8 protein-coding genes are annotated in these 18,607 nt (G+C 64.7%); all 8 read right to left on the reverse strand.

The window, feature by feature from the left end:
* Positions 1 to 46: 46 nt before the first annotated feature.
* On the reverse strand, positions 47 to 1,270 hold the full coding sequence (locus BFL43_RS09625; protein WP_143695224.1) for a condensation domain-containing protein: 1,224 nt from the start codon (positions 1,268 to 1,270) through the stop codon (positions 47 to 49).
* 514 nt (positions 1,271 to 1,784) lie between these two features.
* Positions 1,785 to 2,750, reverse strand: a complete 966-nt coding sequence (locus BFL43_RS09630) for an ABC transporter substrate-binding protein (protein WP_168176588.1) — start codon at positions 2,748 to 2,750, stop codon at positions 1,785 to 1,787.
* A 101-nt stretch (positions 2,751 to 2,851) separates the two neighbouring features.
* Positions 2,852 to 6,190 carry a non-ribosomal peptide synthetase gene (locus tag BFL43_RS09635; RefSeq protein ID WP_168176589.1) on the reverse strand — a complete coding sequence of 1,113 codons (3,339 nt, stop codon included), beginning with the start codon at positions 6,188 to 6,190 and terminating at the stop codon, positions 2,852 to 2,854.
* Positions 6,112 to 9,387 carry a condensation domain-containing protein gene (locus tag BFL43_RS29750; RefSeq protein WP_084892337.1) on the reverse strand — a complete coding sequence of 1,092 codons (3,276 nt, stop codon included), beginning with the start codon at positions 9,385 to 9,387 and terminating at the stop codon, positions 6,112 to 6,114. Before BFL43_RS29750 ends, BFL43_RS09635 begins: the two co-directional genes overlap by 79 nt.
* Positions 9,388 to 9,562: 175 nt before the next feature.
* Positions 9,563 to 13,441, reverse strand: coding sequence for an amino acid adenylation domain-containing protein (locus tag BFL43_RS29755; RefSeq protein ID WP_346425958.1), 3,879 nt, complete (start codon positions 13,439 to 13,441; stop codon positions 9,563 to 9,565).
* Complete coding sequence (locus BFL43_RS29760) at positions 13,414 to 15,027, reverse strand: condensation domain-containing protein (RefSeq protein ID WP_346425959.1); 1,614 nt, start codon at positions 15,025 to 15,027, stop codon at positions 13,414 to 13,416. The genes BFL43_RS29755 and BFL43_RS29760 overlap by 28 nt, the downstream gene beginning before the upstream one ends.
* Entirely contained in the window at positions 14,937 to 18,278 is a 3,342-nt protein-coding gene (locus tag BFL43_RS09655) for a non-ribosomal peptide synthetase (protein WP_084892340.1), read from the reverse strand. Before BFL43_RS09655 ends, BFL43_RS29760 begins: the two co-directional genes overlap by 91 nt.
* Positions 18,179 to 18,607, reverse strand: coding sequence for a condensation domain-containing protein (locus BFL43_RS09660; RefSeq protein WP_168176590.1), 429 nt, complete (start codon positions 18,605 to 18,607; stop codon positions 18,179 to 18,181). Before BFL43_RS09660 ends, BFL43_RS09655 begins: the two co-directional genes overlap by 100 nt.

Here is an 18,607-nt window from a genome sequence, read left to right on the forward strand (position 1 = left end):
CCGCCAAGCTCAGCTCGGCGTGTTGAACCAATGACCGGATCAACCGTTATTCAGACAGTCCCAGGCGCCTCAGATGGATTGATACGTCGGAGGTGGAGTACCGATCTGCGCGCGCGTGTAGTTCCAGCACGAATCCGTGCACGTTGTCGTTGTAGATGAAGAGATCCAGGTCGTCGACCGGGCCTATCGCCAGCGACTCCGGTACGCCTCGCGCGCCCGCGAAGTCGAGGTCGTAGTCGAAGACTTTGGGATTGAGTTGTGGGAGCGCAGCCTTACGGCCGCCCGATGCCGTGGCGAGGCGTTCACCGCGATACCGCTGGTGCTTTCGGACATCCTTCATCGCGGCGACCACTCGTGCCAGCCAGTCGCCGACCGTGTCGTCGGGCGAGGCCTCCAGGTGCAGCGGAAGCATGTTGACCAGCATCATCGGCGTCAACAACGCGACCCCGCGCCGACCCATCATCGGAAGTGCGATGCTCGCTGCGGTCTTGCCCTGCCGCGCCGCGTTGTACCAACTCCACACGGCGATCGCTGCGTCGCCCCATGATGCACCGACCGCTTTCCCCAGTTCGCCTATCCGGTTGATCACCTCTCGGTCTATCGAGACGCTCGCCTGAATCGGCAGTGCCAGTGCGGGTGTGGCCGTCACCAGTTCCGAATCATCATCCGTCCGGGCAGCGAGGACCCCCTCCCAGTAGACCCGGTCGACCTCGGCACTCGGTCCATTCTCGTAGGTCGCTTCGAGCGCCACCACCTCGGCCACGGTGCCTGCCTTCGAGGCCGGGATCTCACGGCACTGCGCCAAAGCCGTGTACACCTGCGCAACTCGACGAGTCAGCAATGACACCCCATATGCATCCAGCATTATGTGGTGAGCCTTGAATTCCCAGGCAACCCCGCCGCCGGCCAGTGTCCAAACGGTGTTGTCGTACATGAGGTTTGCTGACAGAGCGATCGGCACCGCCATACGACTGCGCGCCTCGCCCCGCAATTGGTCGGGCGTGCCGCCGAAGTGGACGACGGATACCGCCACCTCATCCGTCGGCGCCCCGACGATCTGTACGGGCCCGGCGTCGCCATCTTCGAATCGGCACCGCAACACGTCGGCCTCGCCGGTCGCGATACTCACCGCGGACGCCACCAGGTCGGCGTCCACGTCGGACGGTAGCCAAACCAGTTGCCCTACCGAGAAAACGGGCGACTCCGGCTCCAGCTGCTGGGCAAACCACACGCCCCGCTGGGCCCCTGACAACGCCATACGTGCACTCACAAGAAATCTCCTCGGACCACGGACCACGGACTGCTCGACGTCGGTAACTCCGTCTGCGACCGCAGAAGAAGGTGCACGAGCAGATCGTCGCTATGCTGTCCAACCTAGCCTAGACAGTGGAGAGCATTCCAGGAAGCCTGGGCGGTCCCGGTCAGTGGTGTGGACTACCGGGCTTCGACAGCCGTCAGACCGAGTTCGATTTCCTGATACTCGCGAGGCGATATCCCATGGAAGGCACTGAACGTCCTACTGAAGTTGGACAACTGGCTGTATCCGACTCTGCAGGCCACGAACCCGTTTGTGCAGCACGTAGAATCTGTGGCCACTGAAAACTGGTTTGGACAGGTGGTCGCGGGTGACAACTGTCCCACAGAGGACGTCTTCGTCCGATGACGGGCATCAGTCGATGCGCGCGACGCAATGAAGAAACGGCGGGCCGGCGGCCGCTACGCGACCGCCGATCCGCCGTTCGTTCAACGCATTCAGATCACCGCACCGCGGTGACACGTGCATCTCAAGCCGGCATCTTCTCCAACTGCTCGTCCAAGCTGTCCAAACTCGCAAGTCCCGCGTCATAGGTCTGCGGACGCGTATGCGACACCGCGAGAACGCGACCGGCCCGGACTGCCGGAAGAGACTTGAAGAGTTCCGAATCGAGAACCGCCTGCATCTCCGGTGTCGGGGTACCGTCCGGCTGCACCGGGTAGAGAATCGCGTCGTATTCCGCAAGAGTGCCGAGCTGCTCCACCGAGACCTCCGCCAGCTCACCCTCCGGGAAGACCAGACCTGCGTCCTGCGCCTTCTGAGGTGTGAACGATCCGGCGGGCTGGGTGTAGACGGTCCCTGGTGTCCACGAAGCGATCGCCACGAACTTCGTGCCGTCGATCTTCGCGGCATGCTTGTCGTGAACCTCAGCGGCCCGAGCCTCGTACTCGTCCTTCTTCGCGGTACCGGCTTCGTTCAGACCTGCGATATCAGTCGTCTCCGCGAAGACTCTCGTCCACTCCGAAGAGACAGATCCCGTGTCCAGGTTCACCACTGGCGCGATCTGGCCAAGTGCTTCTTGATTGACGTCGGCCCAGTACACCTGCGGGACGCCGCCGAGGATCAGGTCCGGTTCCAGCGCTGCGACCTTCTCCAGATCGGGGTCGTCCATCTTTCCGATCTTGGGCAGGGCCTGGTAACGCGCCCACGCCTCGGTGTTGTCGCCGAACATCTCCTCCGTGTACCCCTCGGGAACACCCACCACATTGCCGTCCAGAAGCACGAGTGCCTCAGCAGTGTTGCGCAGGGCGACTATTCTCTGCGGGTCGGCTGGAATCTCGACCGGACCGTCAAGCGTGGTGACCGTTTTCGTCTCACTCGAATCGCCGGATCCGCCTTCGTCGTCCGAACTACTCGAGCACCCGGTCAGCACGACCACGAGCGCCAGCAGCAGCGCTGCCACCACTGACCACGGCCGCATCAGTTTCGAAACCATCATCACCCCATCTACGGCGCCACGATGACGCCTCACATCAGTTCAAGCTAGCCTAACCGGACATAGCCCTCAAGTAGGTGGAGGATATTCCACGGAGGTGGTCACGCGTTCCGCCATAGTTCGGCGACCGGGCCGATCCACCGTGCCACCTCAGCGGGGACAAGCAGTTCGCGGTATTCGGCGTCGGCGGCAGAGCACGTTGCCTTCGGCAGATGGGTACTCCACGACTCCTGGAGATCAGTGAGTCCGGTGGTCCGGGAATTCGTTGACGCAATCAGGACCGTGGCGACATCCAAGGTGCCCCTGGTTGGTTGGGCGCGTACAGAGAGACTGCGTACCAGGGAGTCGAAAAGGACGCCGTAGGGTTCGTCATCGTCACCGAACACCGGTTCCAGCCTGGGGTGAGCCAAACGCACCAAGTGCCCAGGAGTGATCTGGTCGTCGATCTTCACTCCAACGGGCAACATCGGCGCGAGTGCACGGAAGACCGCATCGTATGCGCCGTCCGCCAGCGAGACCGGCTCGTATCCGGACTCACCCGTGGCGTAGCCGTCGATCAGCGCCAACGAGGCGACGTCCTCACCCCGCGAGGCCAGCTCTACGGCGACCGCGAAAGCCAGATGGGCGCCGAAGGAGTATCCCAGCAGGTGATACGGGCCGACGGACTGGATCTGCTGCACCAGATCCGCGTATTTCGCGCCGGTCGTGGCCCGGGTGTCGAGTCCGTCCGGTGAGCTGTGATGTTCGGGATCCTGCACGCCCACCAGACCCAGCCCGGTCGGCAGGTGCGGCACGAGTGCCCGGTACCCATCCGCCAGACCCAGTCCGTCGTGGAAGCCGAAAACACTCACACCAGACGCGGCCGGTGCGAACACCGTGATCCACGGTGGGACGGTCGCCCGATCTCCATCGGCGCTGTCCTTGTTCTTGCCATCCAACAACTCTCGGACGGTTGGCGATGAAAACAGATCACGGGCCTTGATGCCCAGCCCTGGCAGAACCCGTGTGACGGTGCTGACGAACCGCATCGCACTGAGCGAATCGCCGCCGTGCTCGAAGAAGTCGTCATCGATCCCGACGTGGGTGATCCCGAGCGTCTCGGCGAAGGCATCGCACACGGCGCGTTCGTCATCCGTGCGCGGTTCGACTGATGGCTGGTCCGGAGTCGACAGATCGGGGGCCGGAAGGGCCTTCCTGTCGATCTTGCCGTTGCTGGTCAGCGGCAGCGCATCGAGTACGACCACCGCCGAAGGAACCATATAGGCGGGAAGACGATTGGCCACAAAAGCTTTCAGACCTCTGGTGTCCAGCGCCGCGGCCCCCGAGCAGTACGCCACCAGGTGTCTGCCCTGGCCGTCCTCAGTGCCGCCGACGGCCACCACGACTGCCGTGCCGACCTCAGGATGTTCGGTCAGCGCCGCGGCGATCTCATCGGGTTCGATCCGGAATCCCCGGATCTTGATCTGGTCATCTGTCCGGCCGAGATAGTCCAACTGTCCGTCGTCCCGATAGCGCACCAGATCGCCGGTGCGGTACATCCGCCCCCCACCGAACGGGTCTGCTACAAATCGCTCCGCCGTCAAACCTGCGCGGGAGACATATCCGCGGGCCAATCCATCGCCGGCCAGATACAACTCGCCGGGAACACCGGCCGGCACGGGGTTGAGGTCGAGGTCGAGAACATGGGCGCGGGTGTTGAAAATCGGTGAGCCCACGCTTGCAGTCGGACTGTCCGCAACGTCGGCGCCGAGCGCATTGATCGTGTATTCGGTTGGTCCGTAGAGGTTGTAACCCTCGACGCCTGCGGCATTTCGCAGCGACGACCACAGGGACTCCGGGACGGCTTCGCCACCGAGCGACACGAACACCACACCGGCCTCATCAGCGGCCGTCGACGAGCCGGCAGAGCGCGGTCGGTCGAGCAGACCTTCGTCGACGAGAACCTGACCATACGAGGGGGTCACGTCGAAGCCGTCGATGTGTTCGCAGTCGTAATGCTCTAGCAGCAGCTGCGGATCCTTACGCATGTCCTCATCGATCACATGCACCTCGTGCCCGTTCAACAGCCAGAAAAGCTGCTCCCAGGAGGCGTCGAACGAGAACGACGTGGTGTGGGCGATCTTCATCCGCCTGCCCGACTGATGTTGTGTCACCCGGTCGAAGATCTTTGCCACGTGGTTGTAGTACATGTTGGTCAGGCCCCGGTACCCGACCGCGACACCTTTCGGTCGACCTGTCGAGCCCGAGGTGAAGATGATGTACGCGAGGTTGTCCGCTCGCAGGCGATCGCGATCGGCCTGCGGCATCGGGCCACCGGACAGTCCCGCGAGTTCGGTGTGCACCTCATCAGCGTCCAGATTGATCGTCCGATAATGCCCCGACGTCGGTATTCGATGGGCGAACTCGTCGACCGTCACCACGACCGACGGCTCGGCCACGTCGAGCATGTACGCGATCCGCTCGTCAGGAAGTCCCGCGTCGATCGGTACGTACGCGCCACCCGCCTCGAACACCGCGAACATGGCCACCACCATGCGCTCGTCTCGGGGAAGCAGCAGAGCGACCCGATGTTCGACGTCCACCCCACCTGCCAGGAACAGCCGGGCATGGCGTCGAGCGGATGCGACGAGCTCCGCGAACGAGAGCCGAACGTCGCCCGCCACCAAGGCGATCTCGTCCGGCGTCCGAACAGCGGCGGCATCGAGCAGGTCCGCCACCGACACCGCGTCGATCGCCACGTCGGTGTCGTTCCAGGTCCGCAGGGTTCGCTGCTCGGACGACGTCGTGATCGACAGCGCGGCCACGGGTTGGTCGATCTGCGACGCCATGGCTCGCGCAAGCGCCTGCAGCCGATCCATGATCTGGTCCACGTCGGCGCGGGAATACACATCGCCGCGGTACGAGCAGCGCAGACGTACCTGCTCTCCCGGATACAGCGCGAACGACAGCGGATAATGCGTCGAATCATCGAGATCAGCACCCACGGCAGAAATCTGGGCATCGACAGGACCCACCGAACGACCCGTCTCGGCGTTACCAAACGCATGGTTCTGGATGATGAACAGGGTGTCGAAGAGCTGGGTCGAACCGGCCACGCGCTGCACGTCGCTGAGGCTGACAAACGAGGATTCCAGTACCCGTGCCATCCGAGACTGCTGGTCCCGCAGGAACTCACGCACCGTCCAGTACGGATTCGTGGCGACTCGAACCGGAATCGTGTTGAACAGCAGACCGATGATCGACTCCGACCCGGGGAGATCGGGTGATCGTCCGGAGACGCTGGTCCCGAAGACCGCGTCGGGTCGGCCGGTCAGACGCGCGAGCACCACGCCCCACGCAGCCTGGAAGAACGTTCCGATCGTCACGCCCGACTCTCGGCACGCTGCGACCACTTCCGAATGGAGCTCGGGATCGAGGTGTCGATACACATCTCCGGCCATCTCGGGCCGCGGCGCCTGCCCGAGGCATCGGGCCGCACGATTGTCGGCTCGACACCGTCCGCGAACTGTTCTTCCCAATGTTCCAGCGCGGCGCAATGGTCCTGAACGTGAGGCCATTCCACATACCTACGGAACGGAACCGCCTCGGCGAGCGAGCGTCCGCTCAGATCGTCGTAGAACGCGAACAACTCGTCCCACACACTCCCGAGTGACCAGCCGTCGAAGAGAATGTGCTCGAAGGTCAGCGCGATCGTCCATTCATCACCGGCGTGCTGTACCAGTGAAAATCGCAACAAGGGCGGTTCGGCAGCGATGAAGGGACGGAACCGTTCGCGTTCCAGGACGTCTTCGACAGTCCCGGCGTAGTCGTCCACGGCAAATGCAGTCACCGGCGTGGGCACATGCGCCGGCAGGACCTGGACGGGCCGGTCCCCGACCATCGTGAATCCAGCTTTCAGGTTTTCGTTCCGGCCGAGGAGCCGCTCGACTGCCACTCGCATACGATCGGGGTCCAGCGCTCCGCGAACCCGGACCCGCGCCTGCGACGCGTACAGATCGGTGATCCCCGCCTCGTTCGCCAATCCGAGGTGGAAGAAGAAGCCCTGCTGGAGCGCCGACAACGGTAGAACATCCGCGATATCGCCGAATTGTTCCTCCAGAGCGCGTAGTTGGGAGGCATCGAGGTCGAGCAGCGGTGCAGGTGCCTGTTCGATGGTGACGACGTGCAGGGCGGCATCCGTGATGCGTTCGGCTCGTTCGCAGTTCGAGTTCTCGACCGCGCCGGATGACCGCTCGATGGCCGCCATGATGTCGTCGACGACCGTGGCGTCACCGAACGCCACGAGCTCGGTCGACTCGGTACCGATCGTCACCGCGATCACCAGCCGATACCCGCCCCACGACCGCGGTTGGTCATCGAGATGGACCCGGGCCTCACCATGCGCCACCTGCACCAGGACTTCAGCATCCGGCACCTCGTCGAACATCCCTCGGGCGTGACGGCTGGCATGACGAAGGAGTTGGTAGTCTGCGGCGGTCTGCTCATCGGTCGGCAGCACTCCGGCGGCCCGTAATCGCTCGGCGACACCGGCATGCTCGTCGCCGGTGTCGAGGTGTTCCGGGCCGATGTGGACGGGATAGCGAGTCGCGAGTCGACCGGGAGCCACGAGCACATCCGCTGTCCCCCTGACGGACTCCTCGACGTCGACCAGGACACCTTCGGCCTCCGGACGCTCGGCCAGCACCGTGGTGGCCACCCGATCGAGCACCGCCGCGACGGTGGCAGGGATACCGGCGGCGAGGTGGCCTGCCACGCGCGTGCGCCGGACCACGGGAGCCCCGTCTCCGCCGACAGACCCGAGGTCGTCCTGGTCACGGCCTGCGTACTCCTCGACGAAGTCGATCCAGTGGTCGCTGTCGAGTATGGACCTCGACTCGGCTCGATCGGTGCGCCCGGCGAGCAGCTCGGTCGGATCAGGAGTTCGGAGGCTGACGCGGTCGCCGCGTTCGACCGCGTTCGCGCCCAGCTCCAGCGATCTCGCAAACACCTCGACAGTGCCCACATCGAGGTCGCCCGCGGCCACGACTGTTGCCGCGGCGACGTTCCCGCCCGTGGTGGTGCACCACAACTCCACCAGCCCGGAGCCGATCCTCACATGGGCGTCAGGTCCTGCCTGATCCTCGCTCACGTGGATCTGCGCGCGAATCACCTCCGCATCGCCCGCGGCCACTGTCGGATGGTATCCAAAGGCAATGAGGCAGCGCACAAATGCTTCGACGACCGCGTCAACGGATGTTCCGGCCACCGCAACCGCCCGGTCGACGCGGGCCGCACGAGACATGTCGATGCCGGCGAGGCGATCGCTGTTCGCGAGCAGATCCACAGGGTCCGGCGTGTCGATCCGGGCGCCTTCCAGAAGCTCTGAAACCACCCTGTCGACGATGTCATTCGCATCCTCCGACCCTCCGAGTGCACCCATACGCACGCGGTCGAGTACCTCCGCCACGTCGAGTGTGGAGTTGTCACACAGGATCTCCAGAGACGAGGCGACAGTTCGCGTGAACATTTCTGCGGTGGCCAGGTCTACGTCGGGGTCCGTGTACGAACACCGCAGCACAGCCTCGTCGAGGTGAGCGATGAACTCGAGGCCGGCGGCCGAGTCACCTACTGCGGGAGAGGACGCACGCACCCCGGCGGTACGTACGACCGACGCCGCAACACCGACGATGTCGCGTGAGGTCGTCGCGCCGAACATGAGACCAAGGAAGTCCGCGACAGGAATGTCGGTGTGCGTGAGACCCTCGGTCATCGTTCGCTGCACGTCTGCCAGCAACTCGGCGCCGGTCGAGTTGCCTCGCAGCATGTATCGGAGTGGGATCAGCTCCCCGGTGGTCGGCGTTGCACGGGCCTCCTCCTCAGTCGGGAGTCCCACCACCAGATCCAGTCCGCCGTCGATCGCAGCGGAAGCGATGACAACCGCAGCATGGACGACGGCATCGAGTGACACCTGGCGCTCGGTCGCGACTTCACGGACCTTCTCCGCCAGAACGTGATCCATCGGACGTTCCACTTGCCCAGTCGATCTGGGCGAGACCGGCTCCAGCGGATCGGGTGCCTTTCGTGCCACACCTTCGAGACGCTCCTGCCAATAGCGGACATCGGCGATCATGGTCGTCAGATCGCTGCGACCACCCCGAGCGGCGCGGAAGAGAAGCTCGTACCAGGGGTAGCGATCAGCGAGCATTCCCAGATCGGTTGCACGCCGGAAATCGCGCTCGCCGCTGCGTTCCCCGATGGTGGCCAGCTGTCGAAACCCGAAATAGTGACCGGGACCGTCGCCTAAAGATGTCGCAGCAGAGCATGTCCCGGCGAGCACCGCCGCGTAGTTCCCCAGGAAGAGCTCGTGGCATGCCTCCGACACATCGAGTGACAACCCCTCGAGGGTGACGTCGCCTGAGAGGTCGAAGCTGACCCCATCGATGACCGGACCGGTGTCGATGCCACCGTCGACTCTGTGCAGCGCCGCTCCATACCGGCTCTCACCGTTGAGGATGGCGTATGCCTCGGCAACCAGGGGCACTCCCCGATAGTCCGGCAACGGACCACCGTGGACGTTGTAGATGGCCAGCCCCAGATCGAGGATCGGCCCCCGGAAGATAAGGGATTCCCCACCGACCAGATCACGCCGTCTGAGCACAGTTCCTCGATGCGACCGGACAATTCGTTCACGTCGGCCGTGGCGACGGTCTCGAGGTCGACCGCCCACGCGGGAACGATTTCCTGATGAGGATGAACAACGGCATCGACAGTTCCATCTTGCGCGCGTGCGTACCGAACCGCGCGCCACAGGACCGCACCCGAACCGACGAATATCACCGAATCTCCCTCTGTCCGAAGCGGATCTCCTGCTTCCATGTGTCGACAACCTGCTCGGCGATCTCCTGCTGGACTCCGATCACGACCACTGTGATCGTCGAATCTCCACAGAAGTACCGGCAGACAACCGGATACAGATGCTCGAGCCCTTCCCTGCCGTGCAGCGTCGCGGGCTCGCCGTGGACCCGGGTCAGCAGGACAGACTCTTGTGCAATGCTCCTCAGCTTTCGTCGCGTTCGAGCAGCATGCCTCGTCAGCGAGAAGAACGCTCGGTCGTCTCCGGTGAACTCCCCCTCCGACAACTCCTGCGGGTAGGTGGCGGTCAGAGGGCCTTCGACCGTGCCCGGCACGGTGACCACAGCCCTCAGGTCGAACTCCCGGTCGATGCCCACCGGCCCGAGCGTGTTCCGGGCGGCGCGGATGAATGCCTCCTCGACAAGCAGCGGGTCAAGGAGTCCATCGATCACGGTACTCACAGCGTGGGTACCCGACGCCGCCTCGACACTCGTCCGTTCGGAATCGAGTAGGGCCGCCAGGCATCTGGAGCCGGCGTCGTCCTCACTGCGGACCTCGGCAAAGGTGTCCACGGCAGCAGCGGCGTCGGCGATCGACACGAACTCGTCGGATACCAACGGGTGTGCAGACGGACCGGTGCAGTCGTGTATCCGTGCCGCGAGTGCATGCAGGCCCACCCGATCGATACACAGGGCATGTGCGACGACGACCACCGAGCGGCCCACGGCACTGTCGACGAGAGCGGCCGCCAGCCCCTGTCCTGCGGTGACGTCGATCTGATCCGACAACTCCACTGCTGCCGCGGCGATCGCCTCGGCCCGCGGTAGCCGGCTCATGTCCAACGCGGTCACCCGCTCGGAGATGGCCCGCGGCGATGGCGGCACGGTGTCGATCCACCAGATCGATGAACTCCTGGGTTCGACTCTCGTTCTGAGGGAGTCGATGCTGCGCGTCGCGGAGTACAGGAAGGCCCGCAATTCCGCGATGTCGAGGTCACTCCGGACGTCGATCACCTCCGAATACCAGGCTGACGCGAGATCGGCACCACCGGTGCGGATCCGGTGCGCCGTCGGCAGTGGCACGACCGCTGTGGGCGTGGCCGCCCGTTCGCCGGCCGAATCGGCGACGACATCGAGACCGGCCGCCATCTCCGAAGCGGCCTGCTGCCAGTACCTGGACATCTCCGCGAAGTCGTCGTCGGAGAGCTCACCGGCGATCACGTAATGGACTGCGGTGCCTGCGAGGCTTCGGACGGCATGGAGATCGACCGTGATGGGATGCGAATGTTCGGAGTCGTCGGTCCGCCCGGAGATCACGGCAGGCGACTGGGGCGGGGTCTCCCAGGCAACGGCACGATTCTCACGCTCGAAATCACCTAGAACACCCGCGAAATTGAACAACACGTCGGGCTCGGCAAGACCCGCCAGCTCGGGTACGGACTGGGCATCGAGTGACGTCAGCACCCCATATCCGACCCCCTGATCGGGGACGTCACCGACCACGTCTGCGACGGCGTGAACCACATCCGCAGCAGCCGCCGGGACGGCAGAGATCGCCTCGGCGGTATCGCTGCTGACCGGGATGGCCAAGGGATACATCGAGGTGAACCAACCGACTGTCTGTGTGACCTCGAGTCGATCGTCGAGGGCGGTCGGACGACCATGGCCCTCGAACTCGACAAGCATTCGCTCTGCGGGCGGGCCACCACGGCGGGTTCTCCACCGTTGCAGGGCAACCACCAGCGTCGCGATGAGGACATCCTGCAGCGAGGTGCCGATTCGGCCGGCTCCCACGAAGAGTTGTTCGCCGACCGCAGGTGCGATGGTCGCGTCGACCCGGCCGGTGCCGGGTACAGCCGACCCGGTCCGATCGATCGATTCCAGGACCGGGGTTGCCGACGCCAATTGCCCTTGCCAATAGCTCAACTCACCACGGAACTGCTCAAGGGTCGATTCCGAGTTCAGGTGTTCCATCCACGTCGCATAGGAACTCTCCCGGCGAGGTGTCAGATCGTCCCCCAGATAGGACGCGCGCAGATCGTCGACGAGCACGTGCCACGACACGAAGTCGACCGCGAAGTGATTGACCGTCCACACCAGCAGGTCCTGCTCCGCGTCGCGTTCGACGTACATGATGTTCGTCAGGATGCCCTGCGCCAGAGAGATATCGGCGCTGTGGCGCACCTCGGAGTCCATGATCAGTTCGGCAAGATCCTCCTCCGCGACTCCTCGCGCGTCGAGACGTGTCACGGAGGACTGGCCGACCTTCTCGTCGACGAACCGCACACGCGGGTCGTTCGCGGTGTCGATACTCATCCGCAGCGCGGGGTGACGGACGACGACCGACGCCAGCGCAGCGCGCAACCGATCGAGATCCGTCTCGTCGGGCGCCAGCACGATGCGGATCTGCCGCACCGTGTCGGGGCTCGCGGCACCGGCGAGCTGCCGATGCATGATCGGTGTCATCGATGTCTCGCGATGTGGGAGGTCGAGAACCTCCGATTCGGCCGGCGGACCCTCGTCGACGAGAGCCGCTGTGCGAGCCGGCGTCCGCAGGTCGAACAGATGGTGAACCTTGAGTCCGATCCCACGCTGACCTGCGCGCCGTACCACGCTGATCGACAGAATGCTGTCGCCGCCGAGAGCGAAGAAGTCGTCGTCGACGCCTACCGCACCGACCCCCAGTACATCGGCGTAGATTTCACACAGGACCTTCTCTGACTCGGTCGTCGGCGCACGCTGCTCCTCCGCGCGGACCTGCACACTCGGTTCAGGCAGGGCACTGCGGTCGAGCTTGCCGTTCGCCGTGAGCGGGAATGCCTCGAGCACCGTCACTGTGGTGGGCACCATGTGGGAGGGGAGGACGAGTCCGGCCTGTTCGAGGACCGTCATCCCATCGATGGTGTCGACGTCCCGGGTCGGGGTCACGTAGCCCAGTAGCCGGGTGGTGCCGAGCTCGGTCGAGGCAACCACCACGGCGGCGTGGACCCCGTCCACCGACGCCAACGCGGCCTCGACCTCACCGAGCTCGATGCGGAAGCCGCGTACCTTCACCTGGAAGTCATTGCGTCCCAGATACTCCAGACGGCCATCGGCGTTCCAGCGGGCAAGGTCACCGGTGCGGTACATCCGCGCGCCCGCCTCGGAGGAAGGAGCGTGCAGGTTGGCGACGAACCGATCGGCCGTCAGGGCCGGTCGATCGTGATAGCCACGGGCCAATTGCACCCCGCCGAGGTACAGCTCGCCCGGTACTCCGGGGGGAACCAGACGCAGGTGGTGATCGAGCACGAACACATCGGTGTTGGCCACCGGTACACCGATCGGAACTCCGGATACTGCCGGGTTCGCAGTGTGGTCGGTCTCGATCGGCTGATAGGTGACGTCGACAGCGGCTTCGGTCGGGCCGTAGAGGTTGTGGACGCCACCGGAGAAGACGGCCATCGCTGCAGAAGCATTCTGCGCTGACAGTGCCTCACCGGAGGTGAACACTCGTTTCACGCTCGCCAGTTGCGCCGGTGCTGGTCCGGAATCGAGGAATGCGGCCAGCATCGATGGCACGAAGTGCACCGTCGTGATCTGTCGTTCGGAGATCAGAGTGGTCAGATACTGCGGATCCTTGTGCCCCTCGGGAGCGGCGACGATCATCGCCGCTCCGGACATCAGTGGCCAGAAGAACTCCCACACGGACACATCGAAGCTGAACGGGGTCTTCTGCAGCACCCGATCTGCGCCGTCGAGCCCGTATTCGCTCTGCATCCACTTCAGGCGGTTTCCGATCGCCTGATGGGAGATCGTGACACCCTTCGGCTTTCCGGTGGTTCCCGACGTGTAGATCAGGTAGGCGGCGTCATCGGGCAGCAGCGTTCGTGGTCGGTGACCGGGTGGTCGGACATCGCAGCGATCTCGCGAAGCGCGGTCTGATCATCGAGATCGATCTGTTCCGGCCGGCCTGGGACATGGTCCAGCCGGCCGGCCAGTTCATCACCGACCGAGAGCCTTCCGGTGATGACGGCGGTCGGTGTCGAATCGCTGAGCAGGTGGTCGATTCGCTCCATCGGGTACGAGGGGTCCACCGGCACGTACGCGGCTCCACTACGGACGATCGCGGAGAGGGCAATCGGCAGCCACTCGCCTCGTGGCAGCACGACTGCCACGCGGTCGCCCACCCTCACACCACGTGCCAGCAGTAACCGGGTCAGTCCGTTGACTCGGGCGTCGAACTCCGCGTACGTCAGCGTGGTGTCGCCGAAAACGATTGCGACCGAGTCAGGAGTCGATGCCGCTTGCGTCGCCAGCAGGCTGTCGAGGGTGCCGGTGCCGGAGAGGATCTCGGGAACCCGTGTACCGCGCGAGCAGGTGTGCAGTCGAGATCGATCTCGATCGGTCAGTAGATCCACCTGGGCCAGCGCGGTGTTCACGTCGGTGGCGAGGATCTCGAACGCCCGCATCAGCGTATCGGTGAACCGCCGGACCGTACTGTCGGAGAACAGTTCGTCGGAGTACCCACCCACCACCGTGATCTCGTCCGCGGCAACGGTGATGTACAGCTCCGCCTCTGACTTCAGCGTGTTCAGGGAGATTCGGTCCATCGACCCGAACCCGATCCCCGGGGCGAACTCGTCCGGCGGACCGCCGTCCTCGCGGTAGGTCACCATCGTCTGGAAGAGCGGCGATGCCGACCCGCTTCGTTCGACACCGACAGCGCGGACCATCTCCTCGAACGGGGTCTCCTGGTTCTCGAACCCGGCCAGCACCGTTGCGCGAACACGCGCCAACAGATCCGCAGGGGTCGGATTGCCGGTCAGGTCGTACCGCAGCGGCAAGGTGTTGACGAAGTAGCCCACCAGGTCGGTCAAAGCTTCGTCGGTGCGGCCACCGACGGGAGACCCGAGGACCACGTCGTCACCGCCGCCCGATGCCGACACCGCCAACGCGACTGCCGCCTGGGTCAGCATGAACATGGATACGCCCTGCTGCCGTGCCACCTCCCGGAGCATTGACACCACCACGTCCGGCACGACAGCCTCGCGCCACCGCCCGGACCATGTCGGATCGGTCGGACGTATCCGGTCGGACGGAATACCCGACACCGCGGGTACCTCGTCCAGAGCAGCGGTCCAATATCGCAATTGCTCAGCCAACAGGGAGGTTTCATCGTCAACGGTGCCCAGCAACCGGCGCTGCCAGACTGCGTAGTCGGCGTACTGCGTGGGTGACTCCGACCACGTCGGCGCCGAACCGTAGGTCCTCGCGCGGTACGCGGTGACCATGTCCCGGTGCAGCGTCGGGATCGACCATTCGTCGAGAGCCGAGTGGTGCACGCCCAGGCCCATCACGCAGCCGCCCTCGGTGTCGATCAGAACCGCCCGGATCGGGAGGTCGTCTGCCAGCGAAAACGGTGCCAGAATCCGATCGCGAACCTCCGCATGGACCTGCGCAGTTGCCAGCTGCTTCCGTCGAGCCGGTCGATGACCAGCCGCCCCGGCAGTTCGTGGTCCGGGACGACCTCCTGACGGACCAGTACCTGATCGTCGGCGATCAGGAGGGTTCGCAGCGCTTCGTGGCGGGCCACAACATCGCCGATCGCCGACGCCAGGGCCGACGTGTCCACGGGGCCGACCAGCGGTACCGCGATCGGAACGATGTACTGGTCGGAAGGCCCACTACGCTGATCCATCAGCCACAACGACTGCTGTCCGAACGATGCCGGGATCACTTCGGGGCGAACCACATCCGACACCCGCACCCGCGACGCGGTCTCGGCGCCCACCAGATCGGCCACCACTGCGCCCAGGGTGCTGACCGTGGGATTCTCGATCAGCGGACGCAACGTCAGCGTGATATCGAACTCCGCACTGATCCGTGACGCCAGCCGGGTGAGCCGTAGCGAATCGATACCGATGTCGACGAAGTCGGCGGCGACCGAGACCTTGGCCGGATCCATGTCTGCATCGATGACGAGTGCCACTATCGCGCGAAGTCTGCGCTCCGTCTCGGTCGTCGGTTCGAGGATCTCACCCCCAGCGAGGTCGAACTCCGGAGCAGGCAAGGCCGCGTGGTTGATCTTGCCGTTGGTGGTGAGCGGCAGAGTCGTCAGATGGGTGAAGCTCGCCGGGACCATATACTGCGGCAGCCGTTGCGCCGTGTGGGCTCGAATATCGTTGTCGTCAAGCGCCTGCGGACTCGAGTAGTAGGCGGCGAGCTGGATGTCCTTGCGATCGTGCCCGGTGTTGACGGCGACGACGGTCGCCGCACCGACACCGGGCATGGCCCGGATCGTTTCGGCGATCTCGCCCAGTTCGACGCGGAACCCGCGGATCTTGACCTGGTCGTCCGTACGCCCGAGATAGTCGATCTGGCCATCGGGCCGCCACGACACCAGGTCGCCGGTTCGGTACAACCGCCCCCCGTGATCGAAGGGATCGGCGACGAACCGCTCACTTGTCAGGGCGGACCGGCCGAAGTAACCGCGCGCCAATCCGGCACCGGCCAAGTACAGTTCACCCGGCGTTCCCGGCGGAGTGAGCGCGAGGTTGGTGTCGAGGACATAGGCGCGGGTGTTGTCGATCGGCGTACCCGCGTTCGACGTGGGGCTGTCGGCAAGGTCGGCGCCGAGGGCATTGATCGTGTACTCGGTGGGTCCGTACAGATTGAAACTCTCGATCCCTGGCGCGGTCCGGAGCTCGGTCCACAGGGATTCGGGCACGGCTTCCCCACCAAGCGAGATGAAGACGACACCCGGATCGGTCTCGTCGGGCGACGCGCCCGCCGGTCGTGGCCGGTCCAGCAGCCCCTCCTCGGTGAGGATCTGTCCATACGAAGGGGTCACGTCGAACCCGTCCACACGGGCAAGGTCGTAGTGCTCGAGCAGGAGGCGGGGATCTTTTCGGAGTTCGTCGTCGATGATGTGCACCTGATGGCCGTTGAGCAGCCAGAACAGTTGTTCCCACGAAGCGTCGAACGAGAACGACGTGGTGTGGGCGATCCTCATGCGGCGTCCGCGCTGGTGCCGGACCACCGGATCGAAGATCTTGCGCACGTGGTTGAAGTACATGTTGGTCAGCCCCCGGTGGCCGACCGCGACCCCTTTGGGACGACCGGTCGATCCGGACGTGAAGATCACGTAGGCAAGATTGTCGAGCGCGACGGGTACCGGATTGACCGGATCACTCTGCGGCGCAGCCAACTCCGTGGCCACGGCCGCGGAGTCGAGGTCGATGACCGTATGGGCACGATCAGCAGGGATACGTGTCCGAAGATCGGTGGTGGTCAGCACCACGGTCGGCGCAGCGGCATCGAGTATGTATTCGATGCGTTCGTCGGGGTGTTCACTGTCGATCGGGACGTACGCCGCGCCGGCGAGCAGAACTCCGAACAGCGCCACCACAGTTCGTTCGTCGCGCGGAAGCAGCAGTGCCACGCGGTCTTCGACACGCACGCCGTGGCGCCCGAGGATGGCAGCGCAGCGGCCGGCAGCGAGGAGGAGTTCGGCGTAGCTCAACTGGGTCTCGCCCGCCACGACCGCTGTCTCGTCGGGAGTGCGCTCGGCCTGCTCCACGAGCAGTTCTGCGATGGTGACAGCCGCCACCGGCCGACTGGTGTCATTCCACGACCTCAACAGCTCGAGCTCGGCGGGGACGGTCACCCCGATTCGACCGACGGCCCCATCGAGGTCGGCGACCATCGCCCCGGCCGTGTGGATCAGTCGATCGATGATCGTCTCGACCTCGGCAGGCGTGTAGACGTCGCCGCGATACGAGCAGCGCACCCGCACCTTGTCACCTGGATAGACGGCGATCGACAGCGGGTAGTGAGTCGAGTCATCGAGCGCGAACTCGTCGGCGCTGATCTGCGAGCCGTCCGGTCCGAAGCTCTCACCGAGCTCGGTGACCGCAACCGGCATGTTCTGAATGATGAACAGCGTGTCGAACAGCTGCGACGAGCCTGCGATCCGCTGGGTATCGGTCAAAGGCACGTGGGCGGCGTCGAGCACCGCGGCGCTGCGGGACTGATGATCGGTGAGCACTCGTCGGACCGATGCCGATTGCGGCGCGCGCACATGCACCGGAACGGTATTGAACAACAGCCCGATGATGGACTCGGACCCACCGAGTTCGGGTGGTCGGCCGGACACGCTGGTTCCGAACACCGCGTCCGTCCGGCCCGTCAGTCTCGCGAGCGTGATGCCCCACGCCACATGGAGGTAGGTTCCGATGGTGACCCCGGCCTCGCGGCACGCGGCGGTGATGCGCGAGTGGAGTTCGGGATCGAGATAGCGATAGCTGTCGGCTGCGGCATCCGCGGCCGCGGAGGTTTCCAGGGCTCTCGGCGCGACGATCGTCGATTCGATCCCTCCCGACGCGAGGTCGAAATACTCGCTCCAGGACTGCTCTGCGACGGCACGTTCCCGGTCGCCGAGCCACCGGAGGTAGTCGCGGTAGGCGGGACTGTTCGGTACCGAGAACCCCGTGAGATCGCCGTAGAGAGCGAACAACTCATCCCACAGCAAAGCCAACGACCAACCGTCGAAGAGCAGGTGTTCGAACGTGATGGAGATGATCCAGTCGCCCGGTTCGGTCTCCAGGAGCAGGAAGCGGATCAGCGGTGGCCGGTCGGCGATGAAAGGTGCGCTGCGTTCCTCCGCCAGTGCCTCTTCGAGCCCTCCGGGGTCGGCACTCGCACCGTCCGCCCGGACCACTCGGACCGGGATCGGGCGGTCTCGGGGATCACCTGGACTGCGCGGCCACCGATGGTGACGAAACCCGCGGTCAAATTCTCGTTGCGTGTCAACAACTCCGAGATTGCGTCGGTCATCCGGTCGGTGTCCAGCGACCCGCGGACGCGGGACCTCGACTGGGACGCGTACAGGTCCGTCTCGCCGCTCTCGTTGGCCATCTGCAAGTGGTAGAAGAACCCCTCCTGCAACGGCGACAGCGGCAAGATGTCCCTGATCGCACCGAAAGACGCTGACAAAACGGCTATCTCGGGATCGGTCAGCGCTACCAGAGGAGGCCGCGCTGCCTCCAC

The sequence above is a fragment of the Williamsia sp. 1135 genome, from assembly GCF_002095395.1.
GTDB lineage: Bacteria > Actinomycetota > Actinomycetes > Mycobacteriales > Mycobacteriaceae > Williamsia.

Bases quoted from the DNA above. Each gene is read 5' to 3' on its own strand.
- BFL43_RS09630 (WP_168176588.1), bottom strand. From the start codon at position 2,750: ATGGTTTCGAAACTGATGCGGCCGTGGTCAGTGGTGGCAGCGCTGCTG.
- BFL43_RS09635 (WP_168176589.1), bottom strand. From the start codon at position 6,190: ATGGCCGGAGATGTGTATCGACACCTCGATCCCGAGCTCCATTCGGAA.